A 21,627-nucleotide genomic window follows, 5' to 3' on the forward strand; every position below is an offset into this window, starting at 1 on the left:
CATCGTTTCATCCGCGCACCGCGCCTGTGACGGCCCAGTGGCCGGACCGCCACCGGAAGACGACGGCCGCCAGGCGCAGCACCATGAACAGCGACAGTCCCGTCCAGATCCCGGTCAGCCCCCAGCCGAGCGCGAGCGAAACCCAGATCAGCGGCAGGAACCCGATCGCCGCGCTGGCCAGCGTGGCGGTGCGGAGGAAGGCCGCGTCACCGGCGCCGAGCAGCACCCCGTCGAGGGCGAACACGACCCCGGCGATCGGTTGCAGCACAACGAAGAACCACCACGCGTGCGGTACTTCGGCGAGCACCGCCGGATCCGAGGTGAACGCGTGCGGAAGTACCTGTGACAGCGCGGCGAACAGCGCGCACAGCGCGCAGCCGAAGATCAGGCCGTACGCGGTGATCTGCCCGGCCACGCCCTGCGCGCGGGACCGCGACTCCGCCCCGAGCGCCGCCCCGATGAGCGACTGCGCCGCGATCGCGACCGAATCGAGGACGAGGGAGAGGAAAGTCCACAGCTGCAACACGATCTGGTGCGCGCCGACCGCGGCGGTGGACGTGCGCGCCGCGACGGCCGCCGCGGAGATGAAGCAGGCCTGGAACGCGAGGCTGCGCAGCACGAGGTCACGGCCGAGGGTCAGCTGCGCGCGCATGACCGAGAGGCGCGGCCGCAGCGGCGCCTTCTCCGCCACCAGCGCACGCAGGAACAGCCCGGCGGAGATGACCTGCGCGACGACGTTCGCCACCGCCGAGCCTGCCAGCCCCCAGCCCGCGGCATACACCAGGACCGGGCACAGGACGGCGGAAATCCCGTTGCCCAGCAAGACATAGCGCAGCGGGCGGACCGCGTCCTGCACGCCGCGCATCCAGCCGTTGCCCGCCATCGTGACGAGGATCAGCGGCGCCCCGAAGAGCGCGATGCGCAACCAGGACACGGCGGCGCCGGCGATCTCGTCACTGCCCGAGAGCGCCCGCGCGATCGGGTGGGCGAGCAACTGCCCGGCGACCACGAGCACGAGGCCGACCGCCAGCGCCAGCCAGGTGGCCTGCACGCCCTCGCTGACCGCCTCCTCGCGGCGGCCGGCTCCGTGCAGCCGGGCCGTGCGCGAGGTGGTGCCGTAGGAGAGGAACGTGAGCTGGGTGGAGATCTGCGACAGGACGACGCCACCGAGCGCGAGCCCGGCCAGCGGCAGCGCGCCGAGGTGGCCGACCACCGCGGTGTCCACCAGCACATACAGCGGCTCGGCCGCCAGCACCCCCAAGGCGGGTACCGCCAGCCCGAACACCTTCCTGGCGGGCACCCGCTCCCCCGTCACATCGACCACCCGCCCAGCGTAGCGAGCAGGTGCGACAGTTCGGGCGGGCGCGGGCGGCTGATCCTCTCGCTGGGGTCCATCCACAGTGGACGCGGTGGGGCAGCGCCGCATCCGGCCGCATCACCTCGAGCGGGAAGTTCACGAGCGGAGGTCACACGCCGTGACTGAGGAAGACGACAGTCCCCTCAGCGAGGGCACCGCAGCGTGAGGCGTTCGCGTCGTGGTCGCTAGGCTTCTTTCGATGTTCGACTACGGGATCCTCCTCTATCCGGCCGCGAACCGGGTCTACGCCGACTCCTCGCCGGCCCTGTTGCGCGCCGAGCTGGCGGTGTTCGGCGAAGCGCTGAGCACCCCGCCGGCCGAGATCGGCGAGCGGAGGATCGGCGGGATCGACTACGTCACTTTCTCCACGGAGCAGCGACTGTCCGAAGAGGACGTCTCACTGCTGTCGAACCTCTCCTCCCGCTACGCGCTGTTCGAGCTCGAAGGCGGGCTGCTGCGCCCGGTCGAGGTCACGCCGCTGGACAAGTTCGACTCGGACCTGCTCACCATCCAGAAGTACGCCGGCAAGACGAACGAGCTGTTCACCAAGCTGCTGCTCAACGTCACACTCCTGTCCACTTCGGACCCGACGGCCTTCCTGCACCGCCCGCTGCACGTGCTGGACCCGTTGTGCGGCAGGGGAACCACGCTGAACCAGGCGATGACCTACGGCCTCGACGCCACCGGCATCGACGTCGACAAACGTGATTTCGAGGCGTACGAGCAGTTCATCAAGACCTGGCTGCGCGCCAAGCGCATCAAGCACACCGCCGACTCCGGGCAGCTGCGCCGCGACAAGGTCAAGCTCGGCCAGCGCCTCGAGCTGGAGTTCGGGCTGTCCAAGGAGGCCTACAAGGCGGGCGACGCGCGGCGGATCACGTACTACAACTGCGACACCGCCACGGGCACCCGGCTGGTCAAGTCGGGTTCGGTGGAGGTGGTCGTGACCGACGCGCCGTACGGGGTGCAGCACGGCAGCCACCGGTCCGACGAACTCTCCCGCAGCCCGCGCGACCTGCTGCGCGACTCGGTGCCGGCCTGGGTGCGCACGCTGCGCGCGGGCGGCGCGTTCGGCATCTCGTGGAACACGCACGTGATCAAGCGCGACGAGCTGGCCGGCATCCTCACCGGCGCCGGGCTCGAGGTCCGCGAGGACGGCCCGTTCGGCGGGTTCGAGCACCGCGTGGACCAGGCGATCCTGCGCGACCTGATGGTGGCCCGCAAACCCTGACAAGCCGCTGACCTTGGCGGCGATGAGTTCCGCGCCCCGCACCGGTAGGTACCCGCGCAAGCTGGACTACCCCGGGAGGATCTCGTGGACCACAGACAACGCTGGGTGCTGGCGCTGACGTCGCTCGCGTCGCTGATGGTGATGCTGGACATGCTGGTCGTCACCACCGCGCTCAACGCGATCAGGCTCGACCTGCACGCCGGTCTCGCCGAGCTGGAGTGGACGGTCAACGCGTACACGCTGAGCTTCGCCGTGCTGCTCATGACGGCCGCCGCGCTCGGCGACCGGTTCGGCAGGCGGCGGTTGTTCGTCATCGGGCTCGCCGTGTTCACCGTCGCGTCGGCGGGATGCGCCGTCGCGCCGGGCGCCGGGCTGCTCATCACCGGCCGCGCGATCCAGGGCGCGGCGTCGGCGATGGTGATGCCGCTGGCGTTCTCACTGCTTTCGGCCGCGTTCCCGCCCGCGCAGCGCGGCAAGGCGCTGGGCCTGTTCAGCGGGGTCAGCGGGCTGGCGACGCTCGGCGGCCCGCTGGTGGGCGGCGCGATCGTGCAAGGACTCGCGTGGCAGTGGATCTTCTGGCTCAACGTGCCGATCGGCCTGCTGCTGATCCCGCTCGCGCGCACCAGGATCCCGGAAAGCCGGGGCGCCGCGGCACGCCTCGACTTCGGCGGGCTGCTGCTGGCCGGCGTCGGCGCGCTGGGCATCGTGTGGGCGCTGGTGCACGCGAACACCGACGGCTGGGGCACGCCGGGAGTACTCGTCCCGCTGATCGCCGGCGCGGTGTGCGTGGCCGGGTTCGTGGAGTGGGAGCGGCGGGTGCCCGAGCCGATGCTGCCGATGAGGCTGTTCACCTCGCGGGCGTTCGCGGCCGGGAACTTCGCCGGTTTCCTGCTCTACGCCTCGATCTTCGGCTCGGCGTTCTTCTTCGCGCAGTTCTTCCAGGCCGGTCTGCGCTACAGCCCGCTGGAGGCCGGGCTGGCGCTCGTGCCGTGGACGGTGACGCTGTCGCTGGTGGCACCGATCGCGGGCGCGCGGATGAACCGGATCGGCGAACGGCGACTACTGGTGGCGGGGATGACGTTGCAGGCGGCCGGGTTCGGCTGGATCGCGCTGGTCGCGAGTACGACGACGGCGTACGTGTCGCTGGTGCCGCCGATGGTGCTCGCCGGCGTCGGGGTGTCGATGGCGATGCCCGCCGCGCAGAACGCGGTGATCGGGGCGGTGCCGCCGCCGATGATCGGCAAGGCGTCCGGGACGTTCAACACGCTGCGGCAGCTCGGCGGGACGTTCGGCGTGGTGATCCTGTCCGCGGTGTTCACCTCGGCCGGCGGCTTCGGCTCGGCCACCGACTTCGGCCACGGGTTCGCCCGCGCGATCGCCGTCGGGGCCGGGTTGTCGCTCGCCGCCGCGATCGTGGGCTTGTGGATTCCGGTGCGTTCGGACCAGAGTGTGCCCGTGCGGCGCGCCACGGTGGAGGCCCGATGAAGACAGACGACGAGTTCGCGCGGCTCGCCGATCCGTACCGGCGCGAGCTGCTGGCCTACTGCTACCGGATGCTCGGCTCGGTCCACGACGCCGAGGACCTGGTGCAGGAGACCTATTTGCGCGCCTGGCGGGCCCGCGCGGACTACGACTCCAGCCGCGCTTCGCTGCGCACCTGGCTGTACCGGATCGCGACGAACGCCTGCCTGACGGCGCTCGACGGCCGGGACCGCCGTCCGCTGCCGTCAGGATTGGGCAACCCGAGCGACGACCCGGCCGGCCCGCTCGTGCGCCAGCCGGAAATCCCGTGGCTGCAACCCTTTCCGGTCGATCCGGCGGAGCTGGCCGAGTCCCGCGACACGATCCGGCTGGCGTTCGTCACCACCCTGCAGCGGCTGCCCGCGCGCCAGCGCGCCGTGTTGATCCTGCGCGACGTGCTGGCGTGGCGGGCGGCGGAAGTGGCCGCGCTGCTGGAAACCACGCCAGCCGGGGTGAACAGCGCGCTGCAACGCGCGCGGGCCGAGCTCGCCGATCGCGACACGGCGCCCGAGCCGCCTGACGCCGAACAGCGCGCCATGATCGACAAGTACGTCAAGGCGTTCGTGGACGCGGACCTCGACGGGCTGACCGCGCTGCTCCGGGACGATGTCGTGCTGGAGATGCCGCCGTGGGCGAACTGGTTCCGCGGGGTGGAGTCGTTCCGCGGCTTCTTCCTGCCGAAGCTGCGGCCGGGCCGGTGGCGGATGGTCACGGTGACGGTGAACGGCGGGCCCGGCACCGCCGGCTACCTCCTCGGCGAGGACGGCGTGCACCACGCGCACAGCATCACGGCCTACACCGTGACGCCGGACGGGATCTCGTGGGTCGCGGCCTTCCAGGACCCGGCGCTGTTCGCGACGTTCGGGCTGCCGCCGACGAGGTAGCCGGCCGGGAGTTCACCGGGGCAGTGCGGTGTTCGCCGTCTCGCGCAGGCCGAGCAGGCTGACCAGCCCGACGACGGCGACACCCATCACCCAGAACGCGGGCGAGGTGTGGCTGCCGGTCTTCTCCACCAGCAGCGTCGCCACGTACGGGGCGGTGCCGCCGGCCAGGATGGTGCCGAGGTTGAAGCCCAGCGCGACGCCGGTGTAGCGCACCTTGCCGGGGAACAGCTCGGTGAACATCGGGAACGCGGGCACCTGCAGCAGCGCGTTGAAGATCATGAACAGCAGGTACACCAGCCCCACCACGAAGATGCTCGACGCGGCGTCCATGACGGCCAGCACCGGGTACGCGATCACCAGGTACCCGGCAAGCCCGATGACCAGCACCCGGCGGCGGCCCCAGCGGTCGGACAGCAGCCCGGCCAGCGGCATCGTCAGGCACGCCAGCCCGATCACCGCCGCGGACAGCCAGTACACCTGGCCCGACGGGTAGTGCAGGGTCTTGATCAGGTACACGCTGACGTAGGTCAGTCCGATGTAGCCACTGCCGTTCGTCGCGACGGCGATGCCCATGACGCGCAGCACCGAAAGCGGGTTCGTGCGCAGCACCTGCAGCAGCGGCCACCGCGTGCGCTCGCCGCTTTCCTTGGTGCGGACGAACTCCGGGGTGTCCTCCAGCTTCCGCCGGGCCCACAGGCACAGCACCGCCAGCGGCAGGCACAGCAGGAACGGGATCCGCCAGCCCCACGACGTCATCGCCGCCGAGGTCGACGCGCTGGACACGATGCCGACGACCGTTGCCGCGACGGCGAATCCGAACGTCGAACCGAACGGGGTGAAGGAACCGAAGAACCCGCGCCGCGCGGGCGGGGTCGACTCGGCGATGTAGGTGGCCGCGCCGCCGATCTCGCCGCCCGCGCAGAAACCGCCGAGCAGGCGGAAAACCACGAGCAGCAACGGCGCGAACACCCCCGCGCTCGCATACGTGGGCAGGAAACCGAGCAGGCCCGAGCACACGCCCATGCCGAGCACGGTCGCGACGAGCGGGACGCGGCGGCCGTAGCGGTCGCCGAGCCAGCCGAAGAAGATGCCGCCCAGCGGCCGCACGAGGTAGCCGGAGGCGAAGACCGCCAGCGCCGAGAGCATCGAGGCCGTGCTGTTGCTGCTGGGGAAGAACAACGGGGCGATGGTGACGGCGAGGAAGCCGTACACGCTGAAGTCGTAGTACTCGACGAGCGTGCCGACCCCGCCCGCGAGCGCGGCGCGGCGGGTCAGTCTCGGCGAATAGGTCGTGGCGACATCGGTGGCGCCGGGGGCAAGGCTCATCGCGAGCTCCTCGGTGGGGTGGTGGTCAGCGGGCGGGGGCGCGGTGTTCGGCGAGCAGCAACCGAAGGCTGCCACCGGCTTCGAGGATCTTGACGACCCGGGGGCTGGGCGGGGTGCCGTCGAGCACGTCCCCGCCGGGCAGGTGGACGCGGGCGTGGCGCCAGTCGACTTCCAGCTCGTCCCAGCGCCGTACCCGGGAACCGATGCCGGGCACGGTGATCAGCGGCATCCCGTTGTAGGTCTCGCCGCGCCAGAAGCCGGGCGAGAACGACTCGGCCAGCACCGCGGAAACGCCGAGGTTCCGCAGCGCGACCATCGGCGGGTAGTGCGGGTGCCCGTAGCCGAAGTTCCGGCCGCCGACGATCACGTCCCCCGGCCGGACCCGCTCGGCGAAATCCGCTTCGTACGCGGTCATCGTGACCTTCCGCAGCACGTCCGCGTCGTAGTACTTGATGTTCTCCACGCCGATGATCAGGTCGACGTCGAAGTCGTCGCCGAAGATCCACGCGACGCGGCCGCGGAGCACGTCCGGCACCTCGCTCATTCCCGCACCTCCCTCGGGTCGCTGATCCGGCCGGTGAGCGCGCTCGCGGCGACCGTGTACGCCGAGCCCATGTAGATGTTCGCCGCGGTGCTGCCCATCCGGCCCGAGATGTTGAGCACCCCGGTGGAGATGCAGTTCTCCCCCTCCGCCAAAGGTTTCTGGTAGCCGAAGCAGAAGTCACAGCTGGACGTCGCGATGTTCGCCCCGGCCGTGCGCAGCACGTCGAGCAGGCCTTCCCCCTCCGCCTGGCGGTGGATCTCGGCGGATGTGGGCACCACGTTGAGCTCGACCCCCGCCGCGACCTTCTTGCCGCCCAGCACGTCCGCGGCGGCGCGGATGTCCTCGATCCGCCCGCTGGCGCAGGAACCGATGAACGCCTTGGTGACGCTGGTCCCCGCCAGCTCGCCGACCGCGTGGGTGTTCGCCGAGCGGGCCGAACCCGGCAGCACCACCTGAGGCTCCACAGTGGACAGATCGAAGGCGTGCCTGCCGGTGTAGGACGCGTCCGGGTCGCTGAAAAGCGGTTCGTACGGCGTTTTCGCGACGCGTTTCGCGAACTCGAGCGAGACCTCGTCGGGGTTGAAGATCGCCGACACGGCGCCGGTGAACATCGCCATCCCGCACAGGCCCTGGCGGCGTCCGATGCTCATCGTCGCCGCGCCCGGCCCGCCGAACTCCATCACCTGGTGCGCGCAGCCGTCCGCGCCGAGCCGGGAGATGATCGCGTGGATGAGGTCGCGGTTGTCCACACCTGGGGCGAACTCGCCGCTGAGGTCGAACCGCACCGAACCGGGGACGTCGAGGTAGATCTGCCCGGTGACCCAGGCTTCGAGCAGGTCGCGGCGCACGCCCCAGCCGAGCGCGCCGAACGCGCCGAGCCCGCTGACGTGCCCGTCGAAGTGGATCAGGAACCGCCCGGGCAGCGCGTAGCCCAGCTCGGCGGTGACCTGGTGCCCGATGCCGCGCGCCTCGTGCAGGGTGACGCCGTAGAACTCGCACCAGTCGCGGGTGACCTGGTGGATCTTCTCCTCGCGTTCGTCGCCCTTGGTGAGCATGTGGTCGATGAAGACGAGGTAGCGCTCCGGGTCGTCGAGCTTCGTGATGCCGAAGTCGTCGTGCATCTGCTTGAACATCACGTCGGTGTAGCCGGGGAAGTCGTAGGCCACCATGTGGTCCGGCCGGAACGGCAGGTTCTGCCCCGGGGAAACCGCGGGCACCCCGCCGGCGCGGGCGAGGATCTTCTCGGTGATCGTCTGCGGCACGGTGCTCACTTCCCGGCAGGCAGGTAGCGGCGCTGATCCTCTTCGACCTGGCCGAACCCGATGAGGTCGACGAAATCGTGGTGCGGCAAGGCATCCGCGCTGACCCGCGCGGGCGGCTCCCCCGCGGCGAGCCGGCCGAAGCAGGCCTTGAGCGCGCCGGCCGCGGCCATCAGCGGCTGGGTCGGCAGCAGCGCGATCCGCACGCCGATCTCCCGCAGGACGTCCGGGGTGAACTCCTTCTCCGTCCACGCGGAGGCGGTCAGCGTGGCCACCAGCGGGACGCCGGTGACCTCGTGGCACTTCGCCCATTCTTCGGTGGTGGAGAAGGTCTTGGTGACCGGCATGATCATGTCCGCGCCCGCGGCGACGTAGGCTTCGGCGCGGCGCAGCGCCTCGTCGCCGCTGGCGTCGGTGCGGGCGATCAACCGCATCCGGCCGCCGGCGGCGTCGCGCGCCGCGCGGATCTTGCCGGCGGCGGTTTCGGTGTCCAGCAAGGGAACCGGGTCACCGACGCAGATCGGGCAGCGTTTGGGCGACTCCTGGTCCTCCATGAACACCGCGGCGACCCCGGCGTCGGCGAAGCGGCGGGCGGTGCGCGCGGCGTTGAGCGCGTTGCCGTAGCCGGTGTCGATGTCGGCGATCAGCGGCAGCGCGCTGGCTTCGCGGATCTTGCGAACGGCTTCGAGGTTCTCGCTCATCGTGAAGAGCTCGGCATCGGGATAGCCCAGGCTGGCGGAGATGGCGAAGCCGGAGGCGCAGAGCGCGGCGAAGCCCGCCTGCTCGGCCATCCGTGCGGTGAGCCCGTCCCAGACCCCCGGCGCGAAGACCAGGTCGGACGCGGGCAACTCGGGCGGCGTGGTGGTCGACATCGAGCACCTTTCCGTATAGCGGACCCTGTTCCGAAAACCGTAAGGCGCCGGTCCTGGGAGTGTCAACGGTCGATCCCGCAAAATCGGATCGTGTACCGTTATCCGAAACGCACGGCGATGGAGGTGCGATGCGTGCGGTGATGCAGGCGGAACCACTGGGACTGCACCTGGTCTTCGACCGGGCCGAGGCGCTGTTCGCGGACCGGAGCGTCGTCACGCGGGAGCCGGACGGGCTGACCACGTCCACCTTCGGCGCGGTCTTCGAGCGGGCCCGGGGCCTGGCCGCCCTGCTCGCCGGACTCGGCCTGGCCCCGGGCGACCCGGTGGGCACGTTCGGCTGGAACACCGCCGGGCACCTGGCCGCGTACATCGCCGTGCCGGGCAGCGGGCTGGTCCTGCACACCATCAACATCCGGCTCTCGGCGGACGAAATCGCCTACACGGTCGGGCACGCGCGGGACCGCGTCGTGCTCGTCGACGGCACGCTCTGGAACACCTGGGCGCGGGTCGACCCGCCGGACTGCGTGGAGCACGTGCTGGTCTACGGGCCGGCGCCGGAACTGCCAGGGCGGCACGGGAAAGCGGTCGTGGTGCGGCTGGGCGAGCTACCCGTGGCCGCGCGGAAACCCTGGTACCGCCCGGAAGACGAGCACGAGGCGAGCGGGATCTGCTACACCTCGGGCACCACCGGCAAGCCCAAGGCGGTCGTCTACAGCCACCGCTCGGTCTACCTGCACGCGCTGACGTTGTGCGGCGCCGACACGTTCGCCATCTCCCACCACGACGTCGTGCTGCCCGTGGTGCCGATGTTCCACGCGAACTCGTGGAACCTGCCCTACGCGGCGCTGCTCGCCGGCGCGGGGCTCGCTTTCCCCGCCGCCGCAACGGATCCCGCCTCACTCGCGGAGTGCATCGAGGCCACCGGCGCGACCTTCTCGGCCGCGGTGCCCACGGTGTGGTCGAACCTCGTCACGGCCGTGCGAGCAGGCGAGGTCGGCGAAGCGGCCCTGAGTTCGTTGCGGCGGGTGGTGATCGGCGGCTCGGCCGCGTCGGAAACGTTGCTGACCCAGCTGTCCGGACTCGGGATCGAACCCGTCCACGCCTGGGGCATGACCGAGTGCTCTCCGGTCGGCCTGGTGGCCGGTCCGCCGGTCGGCGGCGGCGGCGAGGACTACCGGACCAGCCAGGGCAGGCCGATGCCAGGGCTCGCCACGAAGGTGGGCGCGGACGGCGAGTTGCGGATCAGCGGGCCGTACGTCGTCGCCGCGTACCACCAGCCGGATACCGCTGGTACCGAAGAGAAGTTCACCGACGAGGACGGCCGGCGCTGGCTGCGGACCGGCGACGTCGCGACGGTCGACGCGCGCGGGTACGTCCGGCTCGTCGACCGCACCAAGGACCTCGTGAAGTCCGGCGGCGAGTGGATCTCCTCGGTCGACCTGGAGAACCACCTGCTCGCCCACCCGGCCGTCCGCGAGGCGGCGGTGATCGCCGTGCCGGACCCGAAGTGGGACGAGCGCCCGCTCGCCGTCGTGGCCACCTCCGCCGAAGTGGAAGCGGCGCGGCTGCGGGAGTTCCTGCTCACGCGGGTGCCGAAGTGGCAGGTGGCCGACCGGTTCGAGTTCGTCGAAGAGGTCCCGAAGACCAGTGTCGGCAAACTGGACAAGAAGCTCCTGCGCGGCCGGTACGCGTGAGTATCGTCGGCGCTGCAGTACGACGGAAAGAGAGCGCGATGCCCGCCAACGGCGACGACGACCCGAAGAACGTGGTGAACTCGGTCTTCCGGGCCGGGCAGCTGCTCGAGTGCTTCGGGGAGAACCGGCCCACGCTCGGGCTTTCGGAACTGTCGGCGGCGACAGGGCTGAACAAGACGACCACCCACCGGCTGCTCACCACGCTGGTGCGGATGGGCTGGCTGACCCGCACCCCGGAGGGCGACTACAAGATCGGGATGAAGCTGTTCGGGCTCGGCTCCGTGGCGCTCGCCGGGTTCAGCCTGCGCGACGAGGCGCGGCCGCTGCTGCTCTCGCTGGCCGGCCAGTTCGGCGACACCGCTTACCTGATGGTGCCCGGGGACGGCGGCGCGGTGGTGATCGACCTGTTCGAGGGGGCGAGCCCGTTGTCGGTCAAGCACATCGGGATCGGCACCGTGCTGCCCTACCACGCCGCCGCCGGGCCGATGACCATGCTCGCCTACCGGCCCGAGCTGCGCGAGCAGTGGCTGGCCCGGCCGCTGGAGTCCTACACCGAGCACACGGTCGCCGACCCGGCCGAGCTGGCGGCGCAGCTGGACAAGATCCGCGCCGAGGGCTACACCATCAGCGACGAGGACTACCTGACCGGCGTCGGCGCGATCGCGGCGCCGGTGTTCGACCGAGACGGCACGCTGGAGGCGACGCTCAGCCTCGGCGGCCCGGCCGGGAACTTCCGCGGCAGCAGGCTGGTCGGCATGATCGGCGCGGTTCGCGAGGCGGCGAGCACCCTGTCCTCACGCCTCGGCTCCCCCAAGGATCTGGCCGAAGGGGCTTAGAGACTGTTCCCAAGGTGGGTTGCGTGGCAGTGCGGGTTGGGGCCCCGCCACCCTCAACGGACGCTCCGCGCGGCGGAGCCCGTTCAAGGCGGCCCTGGCTGTGGGATCGCCTCCTCGTGAATTCCCACCCGCCAGACCGACCACCACCCCCGGCGGTGCCAGCTGACGGCCCACAGCAAGCGGCTCCGCCGCTATCAAAAAACAACCTGGCCGCATGGTCATCGGGGGCGTGTTCGGCCGAGGGCAGCGGATCCGGTGCGTGGGGTTCGGGGCCTCAGGCCGCCAGGCTGCCGACCGTCTCCTCCGGCGTGGCGCGTTCGGTGTACATGCGCCAGAGGCGGTCGGCGAGGTCGGCCGGTTCGGCCATCTCCGGTTCGAACCCTCGCCGGGCGGCGGGGTCGGCGTCGAACAGGGCCTCGGCGTCGCTTTCGCGGATCAGGGCGCCGATGGTCAGCGCGCCGACGTAGATTCCCTTGTCCGCCAAGGCGAGGTTGAGGTTGAAGGCGTAGTTGCGCAGGCTCGCCTGTGCCGTCCCGGCGCCGGCGAGCGCGGGCAGCGGGTTCTTCGCCGACGCCCCGAAACCGTAGAGCAGCCCGCCGTCGCCCCGGTCGAGCATGCCGGGCAGCAGCAGCCGCGTGAGGGACAGCGGCGCGAGCACGGCACCCTCCAAGGCCGTGCGCATCGTGTCCACGTCGATGTCCAAGGCGGGCCGGATCGCCGACATGTCCAGGAAGCCGTTGATCACCGCGACGTCGACGTGGCCGAGCCCGGCGACGAGGTCCGCGTGCCCGGAGATGTCGGCGAGATCCGCGGCAATCCCCTTGGCCCGCAGGCCTTCCGACGTCAATATGTCCACAAAGGACTCCAGCCGCGCACCGTTGCGGGACACGAGTGCGACCTCGAATCCCTCCTTGCCGAACCGCCGCGCCGTCGCCAGGCCCATACCCGGCCCGGCCCCGAAGATCGCCAGTCGTTTCATGTCCAGCCTCCCAAGTTGAGGGTCTCCTCAAGTTCGACACGGTAGCTGAAGTTGAGGACATCCTCAAGTTGCTTATAATCGGGACATGGCGGCCGAACCGCGCCCGCTTCGCCGGGACGCCCAGCGCAACCGTGAGCTCCTCCTCGCGGCAGCGCGCGACGTGTTCGGCGAGAAGGGGCTCGATGCGCCGCTGGAGGAGATCGCACGCAAGGCCGGCGTGGCCATCGGCACCCTCTACAACCGCTTTCCCAGCCGCACGGCGCTGATCGAGGAGATCTTCGCCGAGGTCATCGAGAAGTGGGCCGAAATCGGCGAAGAAGCGTTGAAGTTCGAGGACGCGTGGGAGGGTTTCACGCATTTCGTCGAGCGGACCTGCGAGATGCAGTCCGTGGACCGGGGCCTGAGCGAGGTCTGCGTCATGACCTTCCCCGGCGTGCCCAGGATCGACCGCGCCAAGAGCCAGGTGTGGGAGGTGCTGGGCCGCGTCATCGGCCGAGCGCACGAGGAAGGCGGCCTTCGCGCCGACTTCACCGCCGAGGACCTGATCGTGGCCGTGGTCTCCACTTCCCGCGTTGGCGAGTTCTCCCTCGGCGACTGGCGTCGCCACCTCGGATTCCTCCTGGACGGCTGCCGGGTTCAGGCGCCGTAACGCGCACGCGGCGGGAGGCGCCGCTCGACCCCGTACGGTTGCAGGTGTTCCGCGAGCGGGCCGGTGAAAGCGTTTGCGAACGCGGCGGGGTCCCAGGTCCCGGCGGTCGCGAAGGGGTGGTCGGCGAAGGCGTTCGTGGTCACGACGGAGACCTTGGCGCCGTCGAAGCGGAGGAACTGGCCGGTGATCCCGGCGGCGAGATCGCTGAGCAGGAACGTGACCAGTGGCGCGATCCGCTCCGGCGGTTTGTCCTCGATCCCGGCCAGCGGCGGCGCGTTCGAAGTGGACGGTGCGAGCTCGCGGCCGAGCGCGTTGCCGGTCATCCTGGTCAGTGCCATCGGCGAGATCGCGTTCACCCGGATGTCCCTGGCTTCGAGGTCCAGCGCGGAGCTGAACGTGAGCGCGGCGAGCGCGCCTTTCGTCGCGGCGTAAGTGGAAACGGCGGGGAAGCCGAACATCCCGCCCGAGGAGGCGTTGACGATCGCGCCACCCCCTGTCATCACCCGCGAAGCCGCGGCCTGGCACAGTAACGCGCCGATCACGTTCACCGACACCGCACGCTGGATGGCCGCCGGGTTTTCCTCCCACGGCAGGGATTCGTGATAGAGCCCGGCGTTGTTGACCAGGCCGTGGAGCCCGCCGAACTCGCGGACACACGCCTCGACCATGGCTTCGACGGCCGCCGGATCGCTCACGTCGTGGGTGCTGGGAAGCGCTTTCCCGCCGATCTCCCCGGCCACGGCCCCGGCCTCCGCGGCATCGATGTCGTTGACCATCACACAGGCGCCGTGGGCGGCGAGGTCGAGCGCGTACGCCCGGCCCAGGCCCCGGCCCGCGCCGGTGACGATGACCGCGCGCCCGTCCAGAATCCCGTCACCCATGAACAGCCTCCCGTGCCACGACGTAACCGCGTCCGGCCGCCTCGGTCAGTACCTTGGCGGCCACCGCCGCCTCCTGCGTCGAGGGCGGCTTCTCCGGTACCGGCGCTTCCGCGTCGACTCCCAGCTCGCGCAGGCGCGCGAGGAAGGCCGCGTCTTCGCCCGCCGATGTCAGCAGACGGGGCGCCGCACCGAGTTCGAGGGTTCCCCAGCGGGTCAGCAGCCGCACTCTCGCCGTCGGCGCGGCCGTCACGTGGCCGACCCGCGCGACGATCCGGGCGGGGTCCGAACCTCCGTGCAGCAACAGGAGATTCCGGGCGCCGGCCGCCGCGTCGGCCGCCCCTCCCCCGCCGGGCAGCCGGACCTTGGGCCGGGCGTAGTCGCCGATGGCGGTCGAGTTGACGCGGCCGGCGAGGTCGACGTTCGCGGCGTCGAGCACGACGAGATCCGCGCGGCGCACGAGACCCCCGAGGACGTCGCCGGTGCTGCCGCGCCAGGCGATCGCCGAGCCGAACGCCGCGAAGTCCGTGGTGGACGTCGGCAGCGTGTCCGCCGGACCATCGGTGGCGAACCCGGCCTCGAACAGCTGCCGCACCGGCGAACCCAGTCGGACGGCCACTTCGCCGGCCAGCACCGGCCAGTGGAACCCGGTGAACACCCAGCCCCGGAACTCCCGCGCGGCCCGGACGAGGAAGGCGAGGACTTCGTCGTTCATGCGTAGGCCCCGACGTCGCGCGGATACCGGCCGGGCACGCCGTCCGGCGCGACGGAACCCGGCGCCACCACCACGGTTTCCACCAGCAGGCCGGGCAAATCCGCCGTCGCGACCGGGCCGAGCTCCTCCGCCACGACCACGACGTGCCGCGCCGCCTGGGCCGCCGCAAACGCTTCCCCCGCCGGGTAACCGATCGCAGTGGCACCGTTCGGAGCGGCGACGCTCGCGTGCACGAAGGCGAAGTCCAACGGCAGAGCGCGCACGACGGTCGCCGCGCCGAACGGCGACGCGGCCTCCGCGAGCATCCCGCCGGACCAGTCGCGATACCCCGTTTCCGGGTGCAGCGGGACCGGCGCGAACGGGACTCCCCGCGCCGCGGCGGTCAACGCGGCCGACAGAGCGCCCAGCGGAAGTTCGTGCCAGGTGATGGCCGAACCGTGCTGCCACGCGCGGCGGAAGTTCCTGGTGGGCGCCGGGCCGACCGCGCTCCAGCAGTGCGCGAACGTCGCCTCGGCGACGACACCGGCCTCGATCAGCCGGTCCAGGAGCAGCCCGCCGGACCCGATCACGAGGTGCAGCTCCCGCGCCCGCTGCCGGATCAGCTCCTCGCCCACCGCGAACAACTGCGCGCCGAAATTGCCGAGCCAGACCGTGTCGCCCGGGCTCACCCGCGCGACGGCCGCGGCGAGATCCGCGTTCACCGGCGGCTTCCGGCGGCCTGGCGCACCAGCAGCTGCGCCGGGCGATACCGCGGGTCACCGAATCCTTCCTGCAGTGCCCGGAGCCCGGCGAGCACCTCCGGCGCACCGACCTGCTCCAGGTACTCCAGCGGGCCCACGGGATGGTTCATGCCGAGCCGGAGCGCGAGGTTCACGTCCTCGCCGGTGGCCGTGCCCTCCTCGACGACGGTCAGCGCCTCGTTGGCCATCGTCTGCATCAGCCGGTCCACCACCAGGCCCGGCAACGCGAGCACGGGCACCGACGCGACGCCGAGCGCGTCGGCCACATCGTGCGCGGGCGCGATCTTCGCCACCGGGTCGTCGACGACCTCGGCGAACCGGCCGTGCAGCCGGACCCAGCCGACGCCATCGGGCAGGTGCTCGACCCAGCCGCCCGCCGACGAATCGACCGCGACGCGGCCCTGGTTCGCCAGATCGCGGACCGCCGCGACATCCTCGGGCGTGCAGGTGGTCGTCCGGTAGAGCTGGACCTTCGCGGCGGATTCCTTCGGCTGCCGGACCACTTCCGCTTGCGCCTCACGCGGTTTACCCAGCGCGTAGTCGTAGTACCCGCGCCCCGCGGCACGGCCGGTCGTTCCCGCGCGCACCAGCTGCCGGGTGAGCGGGATGGGGCGGTAGCGCGGATCGCCGAACTCACGCAGCGCTGTCTCGGACGAGCCGAGATGCGTGTGCAGGCCCGTGAAGTCCAGTAGTTCCAACGGCCCCATGCGATGCCCGAGCGCGCCCTTGACCGCCGCGTCGACGACCGCGGGCGGCACGCCCTGGGTCACCAGCAGCTGCGATTCGTAGTACAGCGGACGGCAGACGCGGTTGACGATGAAGTTCGGCGAGTCCGCGCACAGCACGGCCGTCTTGCCGAGACCGGTGGCCCAGGCCCGCGCGCGGTCGACCACCTCCGGATCGGTGCGGGCGCCGCGGATGATCTCGACCAGCCGCATTTTCGTCGGCGGGTTGAAGAAGTGCATCCCGATCACGCGCGCCGGATCCCCATACGCCGCACCGAGTTCACCGATGCTGAGCGACGACGTGTTCGACGCGACCACGAGCGCGGCGTTCCCGGCCGCCCGGATCCGGTCCAGCAGCGCCAGTTTCGCCTCGAACCGCTCGACGATGGCTTCGATGAACAGGTCCGCGTCCCGCGCCGCCTCCGCGACGCTCGCCGCCGGTGTGACGTCGACCGGCCCGTCTTCGAGGATTTTCGCGTGCCCGCGCGCCGTGGTCTCTTCGTCGACATCGACGATCGCCACCGCCGCCCCGGCTTGCGCGAACACCCGCGCGATCCCGCGGCCCATGGGGCCGAGCCCGGCCACCGCCACCCGCAGACCCGACAGCTCACCCATCACGCCACCCGCTCGATCACCGCGGCCACGCCCTGGCCGCCTCCGACGCAAAGACTCGCCACGCCCAGGGTTTCGTCCCGGCGCGCCAGTTCGTGCAGCAACGACACGACGAGCCGGCATCCGCTCTGGCCCGTGGGATGCCCGAGCGCGATACCGCCGCCGTTGACGTTCACGCGCTCCTCGTCCAGCGCCAGCGCGCGCACGTTCTGCACGATCTGCGCCGCGAACGCCTCGTTGATCTCCACCAGATCGAGGTCGCCCGGTTTCACGCCCGCCGTGTCCAGCGCCTTCGGGATCGCGTGGGACGGGCCGACGCCCATCACCGCCGGGTCCACCCCGACCGCGCTGAAGGACCGCATTTTCCCTTGCGGCACAAGGCCGTGCGCGGAGACCGCGGCCGCGCTGGCGAGCACGATCGCCGCGGCGCCGTCCGCCATCTGGCTGGCGTTGCCCGCCGTCACCGTGCCACCCTCCACAAAGGACGGTTTGAGTTTCGCCAGCCGTTCCGCCGACGTGTCGGGGCGGAAACCCTCGTCACGATCGAGCACGTCGCCGTCCTCCAACGGAACCTCGACGACCTGCCCCGCGAACCGGCCTTCCCGCCATGCTTCCGCGACACGCTGGTGCGAGCGCAGCGACCACGCGTCCTGATCGGCGCGCGAGACCCCGAACCGCTCCGCGATCCGTTCGGCCGTCTGCCCCATGTTCAGCCCGCACACCGGATCCGTGCCGCCGTCGCGCCAGCCGTCGGCGAGCACGATGTCGCCGCGCTTCACCCCGCCCCACCGCAACGACGACGGCGCGAGATAGGGCATGGTGCTCATCGACTCCGCCGCGACGGCCACCGCGATGTCCGCGCCGCCGGACAGGATCGCCTGCTGCGCAAGGTGAATCGCCTTGAGCCCGGACGCGCAGGCCATGTTGATCGTCTGTGCCGGAGTTTCCTGCGGGAACCCGGCGCGCAGCGCGACCTGGCGGCCGGGGTTGGGGCCGTTGCCCGCCTGGCGGCAGTTCGAGAACACGACCTCCTCGACCAGTTCCGGCCGCACCCCGGCGCGGGCGACCGCCTCGCGGGCGGCCAGCACGCCGAGCTCGACGGCGCCGACCTGGCGTAAGGAACCGCCGTAGCGCCCGTTGGGCGTGCGCACGGCACCGAGCAGCATGACGTCACGGGACACGGTGGGGCACCTCTCGTTCGTCGGACGCGCGGACCACCCGGCGCGCCTTGTGGGTAGTGCGGGGCAGCTGCCCTGGCGCGACGATGTCGACGACCGCGCGCACCTGCAGTTCCGCCCGCAGCGCGGTGGCCAGCTTCGCGGGCAGCTCGCCCTCGGCCGCCGCTTCGACCTGCAGGCGCAGGGCGGTCGGGTAGCCGGTGGCGGGGTCCGCGAGCGACGGGTCGAGCACGACGCGGAATTCGGCGAGGTCGCCGACCGTGCGGCGCACGACGTTCTCCACCGCGGACGGGAAGACGTTCACCCCGCGCACTACGAGCATGTCGTCGGCCCGGCCGCGAACACCGCCGGCGAGCCGGGCGTCGATGCGGCCGCAGGCACACGGCGTGCGGTCGAGCGCCACGACGTCGCCGGTCCACCACCGCACGAGCGGGCATGCCTGTTTGTCGAGGTGGGTCAGCACGAGTACGCCTTCGGCACCGTCCGGCACCGGGGCGTGCGTGACCGGGTCGACGACCTCGGCGTGCACGAAGTCTTCGTTGAGGTGACCGCCGGCCTGCGCCTCGCACTCCCACGCGATCGGCTGGAACTCCAGGCAGCCGTAGCCGTCGAAGCAGCGCGCGCCCCATTCACGCTCGATCAGCTCGCGCGTCGCGGGGACGGCGCCGCCCGGCTCGCCGCCGGTCATCACGTGCCGCACGCCGGACTCGTTCAACGGACGGCCCAGCGCGCGGGCGCGATCGGCCAGGTGCAGCAGGAACGACGGCGTGCCACCGACCGCGGTGGTGCCGTAGCGGAAGATCGTGTCGATCTGGCGTTCCGTGTCGCCAGAACCGCCGGGGATGACGGTGGCGCCGAGCTCGGTGTAGCCGAGGGTGCCGCCGAGCCCGCCGACGAACCACGCGAACGAGAACAGGCACTGGTACACGTCACCGGGCCGCACGCCCTGGCTGTACGCGGCGCGGGCGTAGAGCTCGGCCCAGCGATCGAGATCGTCGCGGGTCCAGGCGACCGGCGTGGGCCGGCCTGTGGTGCCCGAGGAGAAGTGGACCCTGGCGACTTTTTCCCTTGGTACGGCGAGGAAATCCCCGTACGGCGGCGAGTTCTCCAGTGAACGCTGGTAGTCGGCCTTGGTCGTGAACGGCAGCGCGGTGAACTCGTCGCCGGGCCGCCAGCCGAGTTCGTCCCACTGCCTGCGGTAGTACCGGCTCGTCGTGGCGACACGCTCCAACTGAGCCCGCAACGGCGTGCGGCCCGTCATGGGGTGGCCTCGAGGACCGCGCCGGTACACATCACGCTCGCGTCGCTGCCGAGGAAGTCGGCCAGCTGGTCGATCCGCGCGTCCGGCGTGGCGAGGATGGCGTTCACGCGGACACCGCGCGGCGCGGCTTCGCGAGCCAGCGTCCGGCAGAGCGACGCGAGCGCGGCGGCGAGTGCCGTGCCGTCCTCCCCCACCGTGTACTTCAGCAGCACGGCGTCGCCGGACTCCAAGTGCTGCAACGCTTCGCGGACCTGGCCGAAGGTTTCGCCGAGCCGCTCGGCCACCGCGCCCGACGCCGTCTCCGCGAGTCCCGCTTCGCCGCTGACCTCGACGACCACCTGGGTCATGATCACTCCCCGACGAACTCGGCCGCGACCGCCCGCGACAGCACGAGCCGCTGGATCTCCGACGAGCCCTCGTAGATCTCCAGGACGCGCTGGTCACGGTAGAGCCGCTCCGCCGGGCAGGGCTTGCAGAAGCCCGCGCCGCCGAAGACCTGCACGGCGAGATCGACCGCGCGGTGCGCCACTTCGCTGGTGTGCAGCTTGGCCATCGCGCCGGGCAGCGACACCGGCTTACCCGCGTCGTAGGCCGCGGCGGCTTCGTAGGTGAGCATCCGCGCCGCGGACAGGTCCACCGCGAGGTCGGCGAGCCGGAAGCCGATGCCCTGGTTGTCGATCAGCGGTTTGCCGAACGTATGCCGCTTCACCGCCTCCGACGCCGCGAGCCGGTACGCGGCCAGCGCGAGGCCGAGTCCTTGCGCGGCAACGGAAACCCGGCCGAGGTCGAGCGTGCGCAGCGCCAGTTTGAGCCCGCGCCCCACCTCGCCGAGCACGTCCGCGGGCCCGACGCGCACGCCGTCGAGCTTCAGGTTGCTCGTGCGAGTGCCACGGATGCCCATCTTGTCTTCGATGCGGTCGATCGTGACGCCGGGCGCGTCCGCCGGGACGATGAAGGCGGTGATGCCGCGCGCGCCGGCTTCGGGGTCTGTCTTGGCGAAGACGACGTAGCGGGTCGAGATGCTGCCGTTGCCGATGTAGATCTTCTCGCCGTAGAGCCGGTATCCGTCGCCGTCGGCCTCCGCGCGTGCGCGCAGCGCCGCCGCGTCGCTGCCCGCGCCTTCCTCCGTGAGCGCGAAGCTGATCGCCTCGCCGTCACGCAGCGGGCCGAGCACGTCGCGCCGCTGCTCGTCGGTGCCCGCGAGCTTCACCGGCACCGCGCCGAGGGTGTGCGCGGCGAGGATCGCGCCGGTGGACGCGCAGGCCGCGGAGACCTCCTCGACGACCGCGGCGATGGCGGTCATGGACAGCCCGCTCCCGCCGTACTCAGCAGGCACGAGCATCCCGGACAACCCGGTCTCCACGAAAGTCGCGATGTGCTCGTCCGGGTAGCGCTGCTCGCGGTCGAGCTCCTCGGCCAGCGGGGCGAACCGCTCCTCGGAGATCTTGCGGGCGAGATCGCGCCATCGCACGGCATCGGCGTCCAACGCGGGTTCCCAGAGCACTGTCATCGCCGCTCCCTTGCCAAAATCAACGTCGACGTAGATGCTGACAAAGGTACACGGGGGCCGATCGAAGTCAAGGGGCCGCGAATGAGCACAGTCACCGTCGGGCACCACGAAGCCGTCGCCGTGGTGACCCTGGACGCTCCGGAGACCAGAAACGCGCTGTCCACGGAAATGCTGGCCGAGCTGGCGGACACTGTGGACGGTCTGGACGCCGACCCCGGCGTCCGCGCGATCGTGCTGACCGGCGGCACGAAACTGTTCGCCTCGGGCGCGGATGTCCGGCAGCTCAGGGAGATCTCGCCGGTCGAGTACGCCGGTTCCGCGCGGGCCGCGAGCTGGAAACGGCTCGGCGCGGTGGAAACGACGCTCGTGGCGGCGGTCGCCGGGTTCGCGCTCGGCGGCGGCTGCGAACTCGCGCTGACGGCCGACCTCGTCGTGGCCGCCGACACCGCGGTGTTCGGGCAGCCGGAGGTGAAGCTGGGGCTGGTACCCGGCGCGGGCGGGACGCAGCGGTGGGCACGGGCCGCGGGCCGGTACGCCGCGGCCGGACTTGTGCTGACCGGGCGATCGGTGGACGCCTTCGAGGCGCGGGAACTCGGCCTGGTGCACCGGATCGTGCCTGCCGAGCGAGTGGTCGCCGCGGCGGTGGACGTGGCCACGGAGATCGCCGCGAACGGGCCGCTCGCGGTGCGCGCCGCGCGGTCCGCGGTGCGCCGGGCGGAGGAACTGCCGCTGGCCGCCGCGCTGGAGTACGAGCGGCAGCAGCTGCTTTTGCTGCTGTCGAGCGAGGATCACGTCGAGGGGATCACCGCGCTGCTGGAGAAGCGGGCACCCCGGTTCAGCGGACGTTAGGAGTCGT

At 71.4% G+C, this 21,627-nt stretch carries 21 protein-coding genes; 7 read left to right on the forward strand and 14 right to left on the reverse strand.

Features of this window, described 5'->3' with window-relative positions; genetic code table 11:
* Positions 1-7: 7 nt before the first annotated feature.
* A complete protein-coding gene (locus FPZ12_RS24705; protein WP_243770009.1) occupies positions 8-1,324 on the reverse strand; it encodes an MATE family efflux transporter in 1,317 nt (438 codons plus the stop codon).
* Positions 1,325-1,556: 232 nt separating this feature from the next.
* On the opposite strand from FPZ12_RS24705, the gene FPZ12_RS24710 reads away from it, so the two are divergent.
* The 3 genes from FPZ12_RS24710 to FPZ12_RS24720 all read left to right on the forward strand — a co-directional run bounded on the left by FPZ12_RS24710 (position 1,557) and on the right by FPZ12_RS24720 (position 4,993).
* On the forward strand, positions 1,557-2,588 hold the full coding sequence (locus FPZ12_RS24710; RefSeq protein ID WP_144751198.1) for a TRM11 family SAM-dependent methyltransferase: 1,032 nt from the start codon (positions 1,557-1,559) through the stop codon (positions 2,586-2,588).
* A gap of 84 nt (positions 2,589-2,672) precedes the next feature.
* Positions 2,673-4,073, forward strand: a complete 1,401-nt coding sequence (locus tag FPZ12_RS24715) for a DHA2 family efflux MFS transporter permease subunit (RefSeq protein WP_144751200.1) — start codon at positions 2,673-2,675, stop codon at positions 4,071-4,073.
* Positions 4,070-4,993, forward strand: coding sequence for a sigma-70 family RNA polymerase sigma factor (locus FPZ12_RS24720; RefSeq protein WP_144751202.1), 924 nt, complete (start codon positions 4,070-4,072; stop codon positions 4,991-4,993). Before FPZ12_RS24715 ends, FPZ12_RS24720 begins: the two co-directional genes overlap by 4 nt.
* A 12-nt stretch (positions 4,994-5,005) precedes the next feature.
* Here the strand turns inward: FPZ12_RS24720 and FPZ12_RS24725 are convergent, their stop codons facing one another.
* From FPZ12_RS24725 to FPZ12_RS24740, 4 genes are read right to left on the reverse strand one after another with little or no spacing between them, the layout of a single operon-like run.
* Entirely contained in the window at positions 5,006-6,319 is a 1,314-nt protein-coding gene (locus tag FPZ12_RS24725) for an MFS transporter (protein WP_144751204.1), read from the reverse strand.
* A 25-nt stretch (positions 6,320-6,344) separates the two neighbouring features.
* Positions 6,345-6,863, reverse strand: a complete 519-nt coding sequence (locus FPZ12_RS24730) for a 3-isopropylmalate dehydratase small subunit (protein WP_144751206.1) — start codon at positions 6,861-6,863, stop codon at positions 6,345-6,347.
* Positions 6,860-8,134 carry a 3-isopropylmalate dehydratase large subunit gene (locus FPZ12_RS24735; protein ID WP_243770010.1) on the reverse strand — a complete coding sequence of 425 codons (1,275 nt, stop codon included), beginning with the start codon at positions 8,132-8,134 and terminating at the stop codon, positions 6,860-6,862. Before FPZ12_RS24735 ends, FPZ12_RS24730 begins: the two co-directional genes overlap by 4 nt.
* Positions 8,131-8,994, reverse strand: a complete 864-nt coding sequence (locus FPZ12_RS24740) for an isocitrate lyase/PEP mutase family protein (protein WP_144751208.1) — start codon at positions 8,992-8,994, stop codon at positions 8,131-8,133. The genes FPZ12_RS24735 and FPZ12_RS24740 overlap by 4 nt, the downstream gene beginning before the upstream one ends.
* 128 nt (positions 8,995-9,122) lie before the next feature.
* Here FPZ12_RS24740 and FPZ12_RS24745 point away from each other — a divergent pair, with 128 nt between their 5' ends.
* Both FPZ12_RS24745 and FPZ12_RS24750 read left to right on the forward strand, forming a co-directional pair.
* Positions 9,123-10,688: an AMP-binding protein gene (locus FPZ12_RS24745; protein WP_144751210.1), complete on the forward strand. Its 1,566-nt coding sequence runs from the start codon at positions 9,123-9,125 to the stop codon at positions 10,686-10,688.
* Between the two features lie 38 nt (positions 10,689-10,726).
* Positions 10,727-11,524 carry an IclR family transcriptional regulator gene (locus FPZ12_RS24750; RefSeq protein ID WP_144751212.1) on the forward strand — a complete coding sequence of 266 codons (798 nt, stop codon included), beginning with the start codon at positions 10,727-10,729 and terminating at the stop codon, positions 11,522-11,524.
* Between the two features lie 274 nt (positions 11,525-11,798).
* Here FPZ12_RS24750 and FPZ12_RS24755 read toward each other — a convergent pair whose 3' ends face one another.
* Positions 11,799-12,503 (reverse strand): SDR family NAD(P)-dependent oxidoreductase, encoded by a 705-nt coding sequence (locus tag FPZ12_RS24755; RefSeq protein WP_144751214.1) that lies wholly within the window; start codon positions 12,501-12,503, stop codon positions 11,799-11,801.
* An 85-nt stretch (positions 12,504-12,588) separates the two neighbouring features.
* Between FPZ12_RS24755 and FPZ12_RS24760 the strand changes: the two genes are divergently transcribed.
* Entirely contained in the window at positions 12,589-13,152 is a 564-nt protein-coding gene (locus FPZ12_RS24760) for a TetR/AcrR family transcriptional regulator (protein ID WP_144751216.1), read from the forward strand.
* Here the strand turns inward: FPZ12_RS24760 and FPZ12_RS24765 are convergent.
* The 8 genes from FPZ12_RS24765 to FPZ12_RS24800 are packed head-to-tail and all read right to left on the reverse strand — an operon-like array spanning position 13,140 to position 20,771.
* Complete coding sequence (locus FPZ12_RS24765; protein WP_144751218.1) at positions 13,140-14,033, reverse strand: SDR family NAD(P)-dependent oxidoreductase; 894 nt, start codon at positions 14,031-14,033, stop codon at positions 13,140-13,142. The two genes, FPZ12_RS24760 and FPZ12_RS24765, sit on opposite strands and share 13 nt — an antisense overlap.
* Positions 14,026-14,745 (reverse strand): co-chaperone HscB, encoded by a 720-nt coding sequence (locus tag FPZ12_RS24770; RefSeq protein WP_144751221.1) that lies wholly within the window; start codon positions 14,743-14,745, stop codon positions 14,026-14,028. The genes FPZ12_RS24765 and FPZ12_RS24770 overlap by 8 nt, the downstream gene beginning before the upstream one ends.
* Positions 14,742-15,446, reverse strand: coding sequence for a CoA-transferase (locus FPZ12_RS24775; protein ID WP_144751223.1), 705 nt, complete (start codon positions 15,444-15,446; stop codon positions 14,742-14,744). The genes FPZ12_RS24770 and FPZ12_RS24775 overlap by 4 nt, the downstream gene beginning before the upstream one ends.
* Positions 15,443-16,825, reverse strand: coding sequence for a 3-hydroxyacyl-CoA dehydrogenase NAD-binding domain-containing protein (locus tag FPZ12_RS24780; protein WP_208025983.1), 1,383 nt, complete (start codon positions 16,823-16,825; stop codon positions 15,443-15,445). Before FPZ12_RS24780 ends, FPZ12_RS24775 begins: the two co-directional genes overlap by 4 nt.
* Positions 16,825-18,003, reverse strand: a complete 1,179-nt coding sequence (locus FPZ12_RS24785; RefSeq protein WP_208025984.1) for a thiolase family protein — start codon at positions 18,001-18,003, stop codon at positions 16,825-16,827. Before FPZ12_RS24785 ends, FPZ12_RS24780 begins: the two co-directional genes overlap by 1 nt.
* Entirely contained in the window at positions 17,993-19,261 is a 1,269-nt protein-coding gene (locus FPZ12_RS24790) for a phenylacetate--CoA ligase family protein (protein WP_144751225.1), read from the reverse strand. The genes FPZ12_RS24785 and FPZ12_RS24790 overlap by 11 nt, the downstream gene beginning before the upstream one ends.
* A complete protein-coding gene (locus FPZ12_RS46060; protein ID WP_208025985.1) occupies positions 19,258-19,608 on the reverse strand; it encodes a Rossmann fold domain-containing protein in 351 nt (116 codons plus the stop codon). The genes FPZ12_RS24790 and FPZ12_RS46060 overlap by 4 nt, the downstream gene beginning before the upstream one ends.
* Before the next feature lie 2 nt (positions 19,609-19,610).
* Positions 19,611-20,771 carry an acyl-CoA dehydrogenase family protein gene (locus FPZ12_RS24800; RefSeq protein ID WP_144751227.1) on the reverse strand — a complete coding sequence of 387 codons (1,161 nt, stop codon included), beginning with the start codon at positions 20,769-20,771 and terminating at the stop codon, positions 19,611-19,613.
* Between the two features lie 81 nt (positions 20,772-20,852).
* Between FPZ12_RS24800 and FPZ12_RS24805 the strand changes: the two genes are divergently transcribed.
* A complete protein-coding gene (locus FPZ12_RS24805; protein ID WP_144751230.1) occupies positions 20,853-21,620 on the forward strand; it encodes an enoyl-CoA hydratase-related protein in 768 nt (255 codons plus the stop codon).
* The last annotated feature ends 7 nt before the right edge of the window (positions 21,621-21,627 follow it).

The sequence above is a fragment of the Amycolatopsis acidicola genome (genome assembly GCF_007713735.2).
GTDB classification, from domain to species: Bacteria; Actinomycetota; Actinomycetes; order Mycobacteriales; family Pseudonocardiaceae; genus Amycolatopsis_E; species Amycolatopsis_E acidicola.

Bases quoted from the DNA above. Each gene is read 5' to 3' on its own strand.
- FPZ12_RS24710 (WP_144751198.1), top strand. From the start codon at position 1,557: ATGTTCGACTACGGGATCCTCCTCTATCCGGCCGCGAACCGGGTCTAC.
- FPZ12_RS24720 (WP_144751202.1), top strand. From the start codon at position 4,070: ATGAAGACAGACGACGAGTTCGCGCGGCTCGCCGATCCGTACCGGCGC.
- FPZ12_RS24725 (WP_144751204.1), bottom strand. From the start codon at position 6,319: ATGAGCCTTGCCCCCGGCGCCACCGATGTCGCCACGACCTATTCGCCG.
- FPZ12_RS24730 (WP_144751206.1), bottom strand. From the start codon at position 6,863: ATGAGCGAGGTGCCGGACGTGCTCCGCGGCCGCGTCGCGTGGATCTTC.
- FPZ12_RS24740 (WP_144751208.1), bottom strand. From the start codon at position 8,994: ATGTCGACCACCACGCCGCCCGAGTTGCCCGCGTCCGACCTGGTCTTC.
- FPZ12_RS24745 (WP_144751210.1), top strand. From the start codon at position 9,123: ATGCGTGCGGTGATGCAGGCGGAACCACTGGGACTGCACCTGGTCTTC.
- FPZ12_RS24750 (WP_144751212.1), top strand. From the start codon at position 10,727: ATGCCCGCCAACGGCGACGACGACCCGAAGAACGTGGTGAACTCGGTC.
- FPZ12_RS24755 (WP_144751214.1), bottom strand. From the start codon at position 12,503: ATGAAACGACTGGCGATCTTCGGGGCCGGGCCGGGTATGGGCCTGGCG.
- FPZ12_RS24760 (WP_144751216.1), top strand. From the start codon at position 12,589: ATGGCGGCCGAACCGCGCCCGCTTCGCCGGGACGCCCAGCGCAACCGT.
- FPZ12_RS24765 (WP_144751218.1), bottom strand. From the start codon at position 14,033: ATGGGTGACGGGATTCTGGACGGGCGCGCGGTCATCGTCACCGGCGCG.
- FPZ12_RS24770 (WP_144751221.1), bottom strand. From the start codon at position 14,745: ATGAACGACGAAGTCCTCGCCTTCCTCGTCCGGGCCGCGCGGGAGTTC.
- FPZ12_RS24780 (WP_208025983.1), bottom strand. From the start codon at position 16,825: ATGGGTGAGCTGTCGGGTCTGCGGGTGGCGGTGGCCGGGCTCGGCCCC.
- FPZ12_RS24790 (WP_144751225.1), bottom strand. From the start codon at position 19,261: ATGACGGGCCGCACGCCGTTGCGGGCTCAGTTGGAGCGTGTCGCCACG.
- FPZ12_RS46060 (WP_208025985.1), bottom strand. From the start codon at position 19,608: ATGACCCAGGTGGTCGTCGAGGTCAGCGGCGAAGCGGGACTCGCGGAG.
- FPZ12_RS24800 (WP_144751227.1), bottom strand. From the start codon at position 20,771: ATGACAGTGCTCTGGGAACCCGCGTTGGACGCCGATGCCGTGCGATGG.
- FPZ12_RS24805 (WP_144751230.1), top strand. From the start codon at position 20,853: ATGAGCACAGTCACCGTCGGGCACCACGAAGCCGTCGCCGTGGTGACC.